The organism is Megasphaera lornae, assembly GCF_000214495.1.
Classification (GTDB): Bacteria; Bacillota; Negativicutes; order Veillonellales; family Megasphaeraceae; genus Megasphaera; species Megasphaera lornae.
The window spans coordinates 27,266-41,911 of record NZ_AFIJ01000023.1; the positions used below are offsets into that span (position 1 = coordinate 27,266).

Consider the following 14,646-nt stretch of genomic DNA (forward strand, 5'->3'; position numbering starts at 1 on the left):
CGCGCCGTTACGCCCGCTCCTCCGTATCATACTTCCGTGCCAACCATTTTTTCATCGTCGTAAACGTAATGGTTACCCGTTTTTCATGGTCTCCGGAGCCTAACGCCGCAGCAATTTCATTCCGAATAAAATCCAACTCCGTCACCTGTTGCAGGGGATAATCGGGAGCTACTAAAATATCAATTTCAATAAATTCGGCCCGTCCGAATACCTGTACCCCGGAAACATAGTCGGAAAACCCGTACCGGACTGTAAAGCCGTCCATAACGGCTTGTACATGCTCATGTAACGCTACGGGAGCCATGCCCAGTATTTGCCGGATAGCCGGCCCTAAAATTTGCACGGTCGGGAAAATCATTTGTATTCCCAAGGCCATCATAATCACCGGATCCACATATACCTGCAAGTTCGCATAGGGCGTGAACTGCAGCGCCCGGGCGCCGCCGAAACCGATCAATAACCCGGTGGCCAATACGGCATCAATCAACCAACTCACATTATCATAATGTACTAAATACGAGTGTACTTTTTTATTGGCCCGGCGTACATAGCCGTAAAAACTCCAATCGGCAAGCGTAAAAAACGCCGCATAATATACGGCCGTCCCGAACTCCACTTCGCGACCGCCGTGCCACAGGCCCCACATGCCGGCAACCACCGCATATAGGACGATAAAAAAGGTGAATATCCCTTCCAGCAGCATGACCGCCGGCTCACATTGCCAATATCCGAACGGAAACCGTTTGCCCGTTTTTCGACGTGTCAACAGGGCCGTCAACATCATCAGTAACTTAATAATCATCGCCGCCACCGAAAAAATACCGTCCAATAAAATCGCCTGTGAATGGCTTTGAATCCCCATCCATAAACCGCCGACCGCCACGACTCCCATCATAAGAGCCGATAAAAACAGTAATCTCGTTTCTCCGTGACGCCAAATTTGTTGTGTCATCCTCTTTCCTCCCGACAAAAATTATACGCTTGTCGGGAACCTGTCCAAATACGCACTGTAATACCGCTTTTCCGCGCCGATGCAAGAGCGTACGGCGCGACGCGCCGCCTCTCCGCCCGGCTCCGTACACGCCGGTACCTCTCTCCCGGTGCCGCTTGCCCTGCACATAAAATTCCTCCGAAAGTATTTACATTTTCATCATATTAGTATATCATAAATATTTTATATTCTTTACCAAGTATACCGGATTGTTACCCTTCTTGGCAAATCTTTACCTTTTTCGTGCATTATCCGCCCATACCTGTACAGAACCGCTCGTCCGGAGTACAATAAACATATCTGAATAAGAAAGGAAATTTCCTATGACTGTATACCCGAATTCGACAGCCGCCGTTACTTCGCATGTAGGTCGGCAAGTTTCCTCCGGACTGCTGTCGTTTGAACAAGTTTCCCATTTTCTCCTCGCCCACGGCCCCAATGTGGTCTATGCGATTATTATTTTTATCATAGGCCGTTATATCGCCAAATTTTGCAAAAAACTCATCAGCCAAATGATGCGTCATGCCGACTATGACCATACGGTGAATACCTTTGTCAGCCAAATCATCTATTACGGACTTTTGGCGCTCGTCATCCTTTCGGCCGTCAATAAACTCGGCATTCCCACCAACTCCTTTATTGCCGTCTTCGGCGCCTTCGGTCTCGCCGTCGGCTTGGCCATGCAAAACAATTTGGCCAATTTCGCTTCGGGAATTCTGCTGTTAATCTTCAAACCGTTTAAAGCCGGTGACTGGGTCAGTTTACCTGCCACCGAAGGAACCATTAAAGGCATTCAACTCATGAATACCGTCCTGATTACCAAAGACAATAAAACCGTGTTCATTCCCAATTCGCAAATCACGTCTTCCCAAGTCACCAACAGTTCGTATATGGAGGAACGCTATATTCCGCTGCTCCTCGATATCAGTTATGACAATGATCATCATCAGGTCATCCGCCTGTTAAAAGAAGTCTTTCGCAACGATGCGCGCATTCTCAATGCCGACACGGCGGAAATCGGCATTCGGGAATTTGCGGATAATGCCGTACGGATTGCCGCCTATCCGCTAGTAAAAAACAGTCATTTTATTGCCGTGCGCTATGACCTGCTGTCCGCCATAAAAGATGCGTTCGACGCGCATCATATTGTAATTCCTTACCCGCAACGCGTCGTCTACATGAAAGCGGAGGCGACTGCCGAAAAAAAATAACCCCCCTGAAAAAAAGAGGGACGAAGAAAGATATTCTTTCTTCGTCCCTCTTTTTTTTACTATCGCTTATTACTCTGTCGCCAAATCCCCTGCGCCGCCGCCGCTTGAATCAACATCTCCCGAAACTCCGGATGGGCAATGGCAATCAGCGCTTCCGCACGTTGCCACGTCGTTAATCCCGCCAACTGCGCCACACCGTATTCGGTGACCAAATACGGCGCCTGCGTCCGCGGCGTAGTAATAATGTCCCCGGCCGTAAACCGCGGCACAATATGCGAATGTTTCACGCCATGTTTATCCGCATGCATCGAACGCATAGCCAAAAAGGCCTTACCTTCCGCCGCCATATACGCGCCCGTAATAAAATCCAGCTGGCCGCCGGTACCGCTGATTTGCCGTATGCCCGCCGATTCGGAAGAAACTTGCCCGTATAAATCCACGGCAATACAGCCGTTAATGGACACAAAATTATCCAATTGGCGAATCACTTCCGGATTATTCACATAGCTCATGGGCGCCGAAAGAATATCTTGATTATAATGCAAAAACTCATACAATTCCGCCGATCCCAGACAAATAGAAAACACGCCTTTATGTCGCTGCAGTCGCTTGCGCTTATTGGTAATTTTCCCGGCCTTGTACAGCTGCAAATAGCCGTCGCTCATCAACTCCGTATGCATCCCCACATCTTGCAAGTCCGAAGCGGCAATCAATTCTCCCAGCGCGTTGGGAATGCCGCCGATTCCCAATTGCAAATTCATGCCGTCATATAAATACGGAAAAATATGGGCCGCAATTTGCCGATCCGACTCCGTCGCCGCACGCCCGGGAGCGGTGCATAACGAACCGTCATACTCTACCACGTGCGTAACCTCGGAAATATGGATATGATCATTTTCCATACCGTAAACGACCGGCATATGCGGATTGACCTCTAAAATAATCACTTCCGCCGCATCCAACACTTCCTGCTGACAGCAATTCGTCAGTCCGTAAGAAAAATTGCCGCGTGCATCCATGGGCGCAACCGTAATCATGGCCGCATTGACCGGCGCCAGGCCGCGACTGTAATACGAACCGCAGTTGCGAAACGCCATAGGCGCGTGAAAGGCCCGTCCCTGATCCAAATACTGCCGATCCAATCCCGAACAATGCCACAAATTATACGTAAACGCCTGCCGTTCTTTATCCTGCTCCACCACCTGTACGGGGCGACAGGAAATGGCATTGCGAATCTTGACATCCCTCAATTCGTCCCGTCTGGCGGCCAAGGCGCAGTCCAAAGCGGTCGGAAACGAACAGCCCTGACTGTAATCAATCCAATCACCGCTCTTTACCGCTTGTACCGCTTCTTGCGGCGTACATAATTTTTTCTTATATTCCTCATATACCTTCACACGATCACCCGCTTATATGGCGTATCTCCCCCGGCGGCGTCGTTTTTCCTGCCGCCTGCCGTCCTTTTTCAAAGGCTTGTATATTGACCGCCGCATACTCTTTTTTTACCGTTTGCGCAATACTCGCCTGCCAATCTATCTGCAGTAAGCCCAAGACTTCAATTAACGCCCCTAACAGCACCATATTCGCACTTTTTACATGGCCCGCCCGGGCGGCTATTTTTGCAGCCTCCAACCGCACGACCCGGATTTTCTGTTGCAACGCCGCCACGCCGCCTTCCGGATAGGTACAGGCACCGGAAAGCACCGGCATTGACGGAATCCGATGCATATTCACGACGGCAATCCCGTCCGGTTTTAAAAATTTTGCATACCGAGCCGCTTCCATTTCTTCAAAAGCCACTAAAATATCCGCCATACCTTCCCCGATAATCGGCGAGGCCACAGCATCGCCGAACCGCACTTGCGAACTTACACTGCCGCCGCGCTGACTCATCCCGTGGACTTCCGCCATCTTCACATCATAGCCCGCCGCCATTAATCCGGACGTCAAAATTTTGCCGGCCAAAATCGTGCCTTGACCGCCGACCCCCGCCAATACAACACTGGTTACCGCCGTCATTTACGCTCCCTCCTCCGCTGCAATAGCCTGTACGGGACAAACTTGCAAACACACCGTACAACCGACACAATCCGCTTGCGATATATGCGCCTTCCGGCTGTCCGTTTCATAACGCAACGCCGGGCACCCCGTACGCAAACAGGTTTTACACCCTATACACGTGTCCCGATCCACCCGGCACGGTACGCGCCGCACCTTATATTGCCGCGTTTCTTCCGGGGTAAATTTTTTCAAAACGCACGGCCATTTCGTAATAATGACGCTCGGCGCATCCGTAACCGCAAAAGCCCAATCCAGCGCCTCTTTCATCTCCTGTAACTGCAAAGGATTGACACTGCGTACCCGCGGAATCCCCAAGGCCCGGACTACCGTTTCAATCGCAATCGACGTTGTCGCCTCGCCCTTGAGCGTATACCCCGTACCGGGATGATCCTGGTGGCCGGTCATCCCGGTAATGCGGTTATCCAAAATAACGCAAATGGCCGGCGAACGATTATACACCACTTCTATAAGCGAATTAATCCCCGTATGGAAAAACGTAGAATCCCCCATAACTCCTACGACACGTTTTTGTTGCCCGCTCTGCGCAAACCCGTGACACAACCCGTGGCTGACGGAAAATGCGCTCCCCATACAGACGGCCAAATCCTTGGCGCTCAGCGGCGCCGCTCCCCCCAACGCATAGCAGCCGATATCGCCCACCATCACCGTATCTTTACGCTTGCCCAATTCATAGAAAAACCCGCGATGCGGACAGCCGGCGCACAGCGTAGGCGGTCGCGGCACCGTAAACCCGTCATCGAGCTGAATGCCGACGGCCGCTTTCTGTAAAATACCGTTACCGACAATATTCGGATTCAACTCGTCTATGTTGGGAATCACCTCTTTACCGCGACAGGGGATCCCGGCGGCACGAATCATTTCTTCCATAAACGGGTCCAATTCTTCTACGACATACAACGTGTCCACCTGTGCGGCAAAGGCCCTTATTTTTTCTAAAGGCAACGGGTACGTAAACCCCAATTTTAAATACGAAGCCCGTTCTCCCAACGCTTCCTTCGCATACATATAAGCGGCGCCGGCCGCTACAATGCCGATCCGCGTATCATGCATTTCCGTAACATTGAACGGCGACGTTTCCGCATATCGACGCAACTTTTCTTCCCGTTCTTCCACCACATAGCGCCGTACTTTGGAAATCGCCGGCACGGCATCCATTTTTTCTCGCGCCTTTACATAGGGAACGGGCGTAAATTCTGTTCGTGCCGCCGTTTGCACGGCACTCTCGGAATGACAAATACGGGTGGTCAACCGCAACATAACGGGAACCCCGTACGTTTCACTGACCGCATACGCCTCCTTGACCATGGCTAAACATTCCTGCGAATCGCTCGGTTCAAACATGGCGATTTTCATCGCCTTGGCATACTGCCTGTTATCCTGTTCATTTTGAGACGAATGCATTCCCGGATCGTCGGCGGAAACAAACACAAACCCGCCGTTAATTCCCAAATACGAAAACGTATACAACGGATCGGCGGCCACATTCAGGCCCACCATTTTCATCGCCGCAAACGCCCGCACGCCGGCAATGGAAGCCCCTATGGCCGCTTCTGCGGCGACCTTTTCATTCGGAGCCCATTCCGCATACATTTCTTCATACGTTGCCGCTTGTTCCAAAATCTCCGTACTCGGCGTTCCCGGATACGCCGAAGCGAACGTCACCCCGGCTTCATATAAGCCGCGGGCAATGGCTTCGTTGCCGGTCATTAACCTTTTCATGCGCATACCCTCCTTTACTATTCGCTGCACTTGCAACCTATTTACTCCTTCTGCCCGTATCTATGCAATCCCCGTGCCAACCGTCCGGTCCTGTAAAACCGTACATTCCGATACGGCCGCTTTCTTTTACGTAAAATTATTGTTACAATATTTTTACATAAAAGAACTCATTTCGTATTATGTTTATCGCAGGAGGTCCCTATGAAAGAAATTTGTTTTCTTATTGCCGACACCTATTTAAAAGACACCATTTTGCATACGCTCACCGCTTACTATCCGGAATGGCCGAAAGGGACGCTGCCGAAAATCGAAATTATCGACTTTCCCCGCCTGGTGCCGCAAGCGAAAGAATTGCTGCAAACCGGCACGAAAGTAATCATTACCAACAGCGGCGCCCATCAAATTTTGCAAGAGCACATAAAATCCATTCCCCTTCTTTGCCTGTACAGTTCCACGCCCGATGTGTTATACACCCTGTCCGCCTTGGAAGCGTACCGAAAAATTCACTTGCTGTTAAACAAAAATTTTATGTTTCGTCTCGAAAACTGTCCGCCCCGGTTACGCGAAAAATTACAACTATATCCCCCGTATAAAGCGGAAGCCCCCTACGAACATTTACTGTCCTTAATCCGCAAAATCCCGCCCGCCCCCGCCACAGCCCTTGTCGGCTGCACCTTATTGCCGCAAATCGCCCCCCGCCTGCCCTTTCCCACCTTTCCTATATACCCCGGCGAATCGGTCATTCTGTCCGCCCTGAATTATGCCCGGGAATTGCTGAATTTCCAACGTCACACGCAACGGCAATTAAGCATTGTCACCTCTATCCTGTCCCACGTGGAAGAAGGCATTATTCTGCACAATGCGGAAGGGCGCATTTCCCACTTAAACAAAAAGACCGAACAATTTTTTCAACTGTCACAAATGCCGCAACACATCCGCCAAATTTCGCCCGACCTGCACCGCACGACCGCCGGCAAAGAAACCATTATTAACCGCCCGCCCTATACGCTGGTGGCCACTGCCGATACCTTTAAAATCAATAAAGAAACACATACCATTATTACCTTACGGGATATTACGGAACTGCAACGCCTGGAAAAAAACATTCGCTACAAATTAACCCGTACAGGCTTAACGGCCACACACACCTTTGCCCATATTCATACGGTCGATCCCGAAATGAAGCGCATCATCGCCTTGGCACAAAAATTTGCCGCCTATAACGAACCCCTGTTAATCCAAGGGGACAGCGGCACCGGCAAAGAATTATTCGCCCAAAGCATCCACAACGCCGGGCCGCGTCGACACGGGCCTTTCGTCGTCGTCAACTGCGCCGCCCTGCCGCCGGAACTCTTGGAAAGCGAATTATTCGGCTACGTCGGCGGCGCCTTTACAGGCGCCCGCAAAGAAGGAAAAATCGGCTACTTTGAATTGGCACATACGGGCACCATTTTTCTGGATGAAATCAACAGCATGTCGCCGGCCATTCAATCCAAATTGCTGCGTGTCCTGGAAAACAAACAAATCATGCGTATCGGCTCCGACTATGTCATTCCCCTGGACATTCGCATCATCTCCGCCGCCAATACGGATATTTTACAAGCCGTCCGGGAAAACCGCTTTCGTCGCGACTTATTTTTCCGGCTCCATACGCTAACCCTGAATTTGCCGTCATTAAATGAGCGCCCGGCGGATATACTCTACTTGTTTTCCTTATTTACCGAAAAAATCGCCGGCCGCCCCGCCAAAATTCCGCCGGCCCTGCAACAGGTCTTACAACAACACTGCTGGTGGGGAAACATTCGCGAATTATACAGCGTCGCCCTGCGGTACCATATTTTGGCGCCGCAAACGCCCGACCGCTACGACGAGCTGTTCGATACGCCGCACACTGTCACTGCGCCGCCCGCTCCGGCGCTTGGAACCATAAATTTAAAACAACTGCATCGGGACATGGACAACCTGATCATTCAAGAATTGCTCCGACAGGGTTTCTCCAAAACCCGCATTGCACAACTCTTACAGATCAGCCGCCAAACCTTATTTAATAAAGAACGTAACCAATAATATACCGCCACCAACGCACAAAAACCCCCGCCTCCTGTCCCGACAGGAGGCGGGGGTTTTGTATTCCGCGCCGACCGTTAAAAACGATACGTAGCCTGCAACCGCACATAGTCTCCTAAAGAGAAGTTTTCCGGCGTATACAGCGTATCCCGTTTTTGCAACCCTTTGGCGCCAAACGTATAGAACCCTTGCAACAACATCTTCTTTCTCGGCACATAACTGAAACCGAAAGTAAACGAACGAATACCATCTAAATAACGATCCGGTACATCTGCTCCCGTGCCACCAAAGAAAGCACCATGAGCAAACGCCTTATAATCAAGATAAGCCTGCCAACTGCCCCGGCGTTCCGTATCCGCCCGGCCTATATCCAGCCGTACTACGCCGAAAGCGGGAGCCGTTCCCGTATCGGTAGGCACACCGTACGTATGACCGCCGTGGAAATATTTACCCAACGAAGAGAAATTCACCCCGTATTCGGCAGAAAGTTGCGCATACTTGCCCACCTTAGCCTGTATGCCCGCAGCAACCACATTCGCCACCTTCATATCGGTTCCGTGAATAATCTTCTTATCCCCTAACGAGCGTACATGCCATACTTCCAACCCTACTGTCGGCGTGACCTGCTTCTTCAATTGAATATACCCGGCTCTTTCCATGGCGGGAATCTTATCCTGCGCTAACAAATACCCTTCTTGCGTAATTGATTTAGGAGCACCGTACAAAGGCACCGGGGTTCCATGATTAGGATCATACATATCACCAAGCATATTATAAAACACGCTACTTACAAAATCCCCGACATTAGGTTCGGCATGTCCCGGCGACGTATCGTCATAAACAAACATATGATTACCTACAAACCCGGCAAAAAATTTATCTATTTGCTGTTCTCGTGTTAATACTTTTCCGGTGCGGGCATTTATAAACTGAAAGCCCGTTTGTTTCTCATTTTTATAGTGAGCAACGATACGATCATAATAATCACTCATCATGAGGCGAATATTTTTTTCTTCTAACCGCTCTTCCGGACTAAAATTCCGATCCGGAACTTTAAGTACTTCCTTCCTCACGGCATCGCGTACCACTGCATTCCCATATCGTTGTACCCACCACGCATCTTTTTCATTTCTTTTTTTCTCTCTGTTCTCTTCATGCGCATACCAATCTTCAATGGTACCGTCCGGAAGTCGTACTTGTGCATCTCCATAATAAATGTCCAACTCTTTCCGCTGCGTCATCTTGTCAATAATTTCGTCATACGCCGAACGATACATTTTTCCTTCACTTTTCGCTTTCTGCCTCAATGTATCCGCATCCGGATAATCCACTTTCTTCACAATTTGCAACCATTCTTGTGCCACCTGCAGTTTTCTGCGGGCAATTTCCACATCCGAAAGCTTGGGATCCCGTATCCATTCCCCTTTTTCATTTTGTATTTCTCCGGCATGATTAAATTTTTCCCGATAATTATATTTACCGTTAGGATCATATTTCATAGGATAAATCATCGGTACCGAATGAATACCGTCATCAGCGGCATAAACCCCGAATAATTCATTTATCGTCGGCGCCCGATGAATAACTCCATGTTCTTTATGATTGTACGCACTGTCTACGTGCCCCGTTGTACGGCTGAAATCACCGTAGCCCAGGCGGGTCTGCCACCCATGTGCGGCATCCGTATACACCAGCCGCACACCGTCGTACTCTTTATTAAACCAATAGCCGGTGACGCCCATCTTTTCGTGTATCCGTCCGATCGTATAGTCCCAAGCGGGATGTTTTATATTCACTTCCGCCGTTTCCAAACGGGCCGGCGTCAGTCCCCGCGATCCCGCTTCCCGCGACGTATCCTCTGCACCCATACGTCCTACGGCCTTCACTTCCACGTGCTTAGTAAGCGCATACGCCAGTCCCAACCGCAACCGTTGCCGGCTGCCATGGAACGAAGCGTCCGCATTATTGCGAGCCGCGTCCGCCGTCGCCGCCGTTTCTTTCGTCAGCCGCATATTCGCCTTGTTTTCCCCGGTAAACGATTCGCTGCGAACATCGTATTCCCCCCAAAGCGAGAGATGCCGCGGCGCGGACGAGGCAAAAGCATACCGGGAAATAAACGGCTGCGGTTCCCCGGACCATTGCCCCCAAGACTGAGCACCGTCAGTAAACGGCGCCGCTATATCCGCCAATTTCATATGCATCCCCAAGCGGTACGAACGTTCCTGATAGGCCCGTTCATCATCGTGATGATTAAAGAGATTATCAATGCCCAAGTATACGGCAGTATCCTTGTTGATTTGTTTTTCTACCAACATATGCCAAAGGCCGAACGTCTTTTCTTTATATTTCGCTTGCTGCTTAATATAATTGCCGTTCTTATCTTTTTTATAGGGATCCTGCACATAGCCGGAATTACTGTCCAACATGCGAATATAATAATCGCTCCATATGGTCGCCCGAATCCCCTTCTTGCGGTTGTTATACGTCACCGAAAGGTCCACCTTATGGACGGGTCTGTCCGTCAACCGCTTCGGCAAATCGCTTTCCGAATTATTAACGGCATGTAAATACGTATACCCCGCTTTTATGCTCCAGGCCGGCGTAAATTGATGACGTACTTCCGCTTCCACGCCGGTAATATCGGCGCTGCCGATGTTGCGGAAACGATAAATGCGATCGATAGAAATGGGGCGACGGTCGGCAGCCGCAATAAAGTCAAAGTCAATATATTGTCCCGTAAAATACGGTGCCAAATAATCCCGAATATGATTGTGGAAAATGCCGATCCGCGCATACGTGTTTTTATTTTCCCCTTCCAACGATACATCGATATTAAATGATTTTTCCGGCTGTAACTGCGGGTTTCCCAACCAATACCAGCCGGGATGGGCTTCGCCCGCACCGCCGAACATTTGCCAGCTGTAATACAGCTCCGCCAATCCCGGTTCGGCATAGCCCGTACCGACATTCATTTTAAGGCGTCGGTTGTTGCCGACGGTATAAACGCCGCCTAAATTAAACGTCACATGATTTCCGAACAAGTTGCTGTGATCCAAACGGAGAATAGGGCTTACGCGCAGCCGATCCGATATCTGCCACGTATCCTGCAAGTACGCATATTTCTTATTAATAGACGCTTTTCCTATAAGAAGTTGATTTTGTCGTTCCTTAAACTCTTCTCCGTAAAGCTTTCCTTTATATCGTAAATCTTGCGGAAAATCCGGAGGCACCATACCGGGGAACTCCTTTAAAGTACCGAAATACACCAAAGGAGACATGGCGGAATGATACATATCTTTCCCGATAAGCGCCGGCGAATTCTCTTTTTCCAATATTGTTTTAAACTTCGCATACCGAGCGGCAAGATCCGGAGATGCAGGTGCTCCCATCAATAAAGAAAGGGCCATTGTTTTTGCCTCTTCATACGTAATTGGCGGCAATTCCGATGTCCCGTAATATTCTCTATTCTTATCCCAAATGAACCCGTTTGCGGTTTCTTTCAACGCATAATTATGAACATGTGAATGGGGCTTATCATCTTTCATCGCTGTATTATCCGCTACCCAAAGCGATTTATCATAATCCCAGGGATCAATGGTTTCTACGCGGGTATGCGGTGCCCTTTTCAGGCGCGAACCTTCTCCCGTTTCGCGACTGTACCCCAAACCATAAGAAAGGATATGCCGATCATTGAGCGCCGTATTCGCCGTAACATCGACGGCCCAACGGTTCTGTTTGAGCCAATCGACACCGCCTAAATCATTACAACCGCCGTATGCGTCACTCCCTTTGTCATAATAGGTGAGCAAAGTAATATCCTGTTCCTTTACCTTCCCGTACGACGTCTGCAAGCGCCAATCCGTACGACCGTTCCGGCCTTCCCACATAATCCGGTTCGTATCGCCTTGTCGTACGCGTTTAAAAATCTGCATCGGTTCAAAAAAAGATACCAGCGCAGCCCGCGGATCGACCGATTTATTCCGCCGTTCCAGGTGTTCCCGTTCCGTCATGGTTTGAAAGGACAGTTTCTGCCGATTATTGACGGCATATTCTCCTTGTATACCGGCATTTTTTATTTCGCCGTAATAGCGCAGCGACGGTTGAAAATCATTATACCAGTTGACGCCTTTTGTATATACCCGGTCCTGTGAATTAATCGGGTCGATATCCCGTTTGGATGCGGTAACGGCCACCTTCAGTTTGCCGACCCGACCCGTATCGCCGCGAAAATAGTAATTCATCGGCAAAGAGGTGCCGCGAAAATCCTTGCGATAGCGAAATTCCATGCCCAATTCCGCACCCGCCTTGGACGACGGCTGTTTCGTATGGACATCAATCACGCCGCCGATGGCATCGGCGCCATATTTTGCCGACGAAGCGCCGCGTACGATTTCCATATGATCAATATTTTCCGCGCCCATACGCAGCAACGCATCCCCGGCGCCTCTGTATTTTGATAAATATCCCATTACCGGTTGTCCGTCCACGACGATCAGCGTATGCCGCGGTTCCGCCCCGCGAATGGATACGCCCACATTCCCCATGGCATCTACCGTTCGCAGCACCCCGGTTTGTCGGAATACCACATCTTCCGCCGATTTAGCGCGAATTTCATTGATATCCGCTTTCGTAATGACACTGATACTTTGTGAATCATTCTTAGCATTTTCTTGTACCGCATTTGCCCGTACATGGACATTTCCGGTCGTCACGGCTGCCGTGGCGCCGACTGCCCCTCCCGAAATTGTCAACCATGCAAAGATGGCTCCGGATAAGGCGGCAGTACGAGATATACGCATTCGTTTCTCGTTCATCCTATATACTCCTCTCTTGTCTGCCTATATAAACGAATTGCCGCACTCCTTGCGAAATACCCGCAACGAGCCCCTCCGCGACAATGTCAAATTCAATATGTACTGCTACATAACTACCCCGCTTTATAATACACCCAACATGTATACTTAACAAGTATTTTGATATTTATTCTCTGTTTAATGTGCCTTATCCGCCTTACTCCCGACTGCCGCCGCCAAAAAGCGCACAAAAAACCCCGCCTCCTGTCCGAACAAGAGGCGGGGGAGATTATGTTTCCGCGAAAAATTATAACGAGGCAATAAAGGGAGAAATGACCAGTATAATTCCCATGAAAACAATCGGTATTAATTTCCAATTTTTATAGGCGCTGAAAAACGGCAGTTTCCACACCAACCAGGCCGGTAAAAAACAGGCAATAATCCCGATCAGTCCGCCCAAAACGGGCGTAAACCGCAAAATGGGAATATTGCACACAGTAATTCCCCAACAAAGCAGAATGCAAAACACACTGATGCTGTATGTAAGCAATTTTTTCGGCAGCCGCGTTTCGTCAATAAAGCGTTTCAACACATTCAGCACAATGCCGCGACAGGCATCGCGAAATCCCAAAAACATGGCAAAATAGGCCGTAACAACGGCAAAAATATTCAACACCAAATTTAAAATTTTAAACAGCGAACCGTCCATATCCGCCGCCGCCAAGGCCAGGGCGGAAATATTGGCAGTATATGCCTGCAAGGCTTGTTCATGGCTCATGGCGAAATTAAAGGAAACCGTATAAAACACAACCAACCCCACTAAAAATAAATAGGCCGTTTTATACACCCGCAAGGAACGATAATGGGCAACCGCTTTATTTTCTTCCCGGCCGCGATAATAAATCGTCACCGGTCCCAAGCCGACAAAAAATTCAATGGACATAGCAATAAACGGCAAGAGAATAATAAAGTGTTTGACCACATACAGAGCATCGGGCGGAATCAACACGTTGGCCGCTTGCCAAAAGGGAATCATAATCACCCCCAGGGCGGCAATCACCAGGGCTTTGGTAAAGACCATGGCCGAGGAAATTTTCATCAGCGCTTTTTCTCCTTGTGAGGCCAACAGTACTAAAAAAGAAATAATGGCCAGGCTGTACAGAATATTGGTCGACAACACCGTTTTCGTAACCCCGAAGGTCACTAAAAAAGACGCGCTGTCATTCGTTAAGGCCGTCGAATATAAAAAAATTAAAATCGTCGTAAATATGAAATAGAGTACACCTAAAAAGAATCCCCAATTTTTTCCCAAATAGCCGGAAATGACCCCGGCAAAGTCTTCACACTGCGGTGCTTCCGCCAAAACATTCAAGTACAATTTTTGATGCTCATACGCAATGGGATAGCCGACAAGCGCCACCAATAAAAAAATCAACACGCCGGACAACCCCACCTGCACCGGTAAAAAAATAATGCCGGCTCCCAACGACATGCCGACACACATAATAATCCAGCCCAAATCAATGCCGCTGAAGCGAGTAGCCTGTCGCCACGCTTCGTTACTCAAACCGGATTGCTCTCTGAATTTTCGTTCTTCCCAAATTCTCTCCGCTATAGCCATTTTGCATCCTCCTATATTCTCAGAATTGTTGCGGGGATTTACTACTGTTTATTTTTCCATTGTACAGAAAATTTATGCTTTTGAAAAGTTTTAACCGAAAAAATCTTATAAAAATAAAAAAACAAGACTGTTTCCTCTGTAAGGAAACAGTCTTGTTGCGCG

Annotated in this window: 9 protein-coding genes; 2 read left to right on the forward strand and 7 right to left on the reverse strand. The window is 49.2% G+C overall.

What is annotated here, in order from left to right; all coding sequences use genetic code 11:
• Positions 1-7 precede the first annotated feature (7 nt).
• Entirely contained in the window at positions 8-952 is a 945-nt protein-coding gene (locus HMPREF1039_RS03425; RefSeq protein ID WP_007391019.1) for a cation diffusion facilitator family transporter, read from the reverse strand.
• 21 nt (positions 953-973) lie between these two features.
• A complete protein-coding gene (locus tag HMPREF1039_RS08150) occupies positions 974-1,120 on the reverse strand; it encodes a hypothetical protein (protein WP_009369533.1) in 147 nt (48 codons plus the stop codon).
• A gap of 194 nt (positions 1,121-1,314) precedes the next feature.
• Here HMPREF1039_RS08150 and HMPREF1039_RS03430 point away from each other — a divergent pair, with 194 nt between their 5' ends.
• On the forward strand, positions 1,315-2,202 hold the full coding sequence (locus HMPREF1039_RS03430) for a mechanosensitive ion channel family protein (RefSeq protein ID WP_007391011.1): 888 nt from the start codon (positions 1,315-1,317) through the stop codon (positions 2,200-2,202).
• Between the two features lie 59 nt (positions 2,203-2,261).
• On the opposite strand, the gene HMPREF1039_RS03435 is transcribed toward HMPREF1039_RS03430, so the two are convergent.
• Genes HMPREF1039_RS03435 through iorA form a run of 3 tightly spaced genes read right to left on the reverse strand, consistent with a single transcriptional unit; the run spans position 2,262 to position 6,003 of the window.
• The gene (locus HMPREF1039_RS03435) at positions 2,262-3,599 is read right to left on the reverse strand and encodes an acetyl-CoA hydrolase/transferase family protein (RefSeq protein WP_007391038.1); all 1,338 of its coding nucleotides are present in this window, start codon (positions 3,597-3,599) and stop codon (positions 2,262-2,264) included.
• Between the two features lie 4 nt (positions 3,600-3,603).
• Positions 3,604-4,221: an indolepyruvate oxidoreductase subunit beta gene (locus HMPREF1039_RS03440; protein ID WP_007391009.1), complete on the reverse strand. Its 618-nt coding sequence runs from the start codon at positions 4,219-4,221 to the stop codon at positions 3,604-3,606.
• On the reverse strand, positions 4,222-6,003 hold the full coding sequence (gene iorA / locus HMPREF1039_RS03445; protein WP_007391025.1) for an indolepyruvate ferredoxin oxidoreductase subunit alpha: 1,782 nt from the start codon (positions 6,001-6,003) through the stop codon (positions 4,222-4,224).
• A gap of 201 nt (positions 6,004-6,204) precedes the next feature.
• Between iorA and HMPREF1039_RS03450 the strand changes: the two genes are divergently transcribed.
• The gene (locus tag HMPREF1039_RS03450; protein WP_007390990.1) at positions 6,205-8,070 is read left to right on the forward strand and encodes a sigma 54-interacting transcriptional regulator; all 1,866 of its coding nucleotides are present in this window, start codon (positions 6,205-6,207) and stop codon (positions 8,068-8,070) included.
• Between the two features lie 77 nt (positions 8,071-8,147).
• Here the strand turns inward: HMPREF1039_RS03450 and HMPREF1039_RS03455 are convergent, their stop codons facing one another.
• Together HMPREF1039_RS03455 and HMPREF1039_RS03460 are read right to left on the reverse strand one after the other, a co-directional pair.
• Complete coding sequence (locus HMPREF1039_RS03455) at positions 8,148-12,884, reverse strand: TonB-dependent receptor plug domain-containing protein (protein ID WP_007391036.1); 4,737 nt, start codon at positions 12,882-12,884, stop codon at positions 8,148-8,150.
• A 286-nt stretch (positions 12,885-13,170) separates the two neighbouring features.
• Positions 13,171-14,484, reverse strand: a complete 1,314-nt coding sequence (locus HMPREF1039_RS03460; RefSeq protein WP_007391046.1) for an SLC5/6 family protein — start codon at positions 14,482-14,484, stop codon at positions 13,171-13,173.
• Between the last annotated feature and the right edge of the window lie 162 nt (positions 14,485-14,646).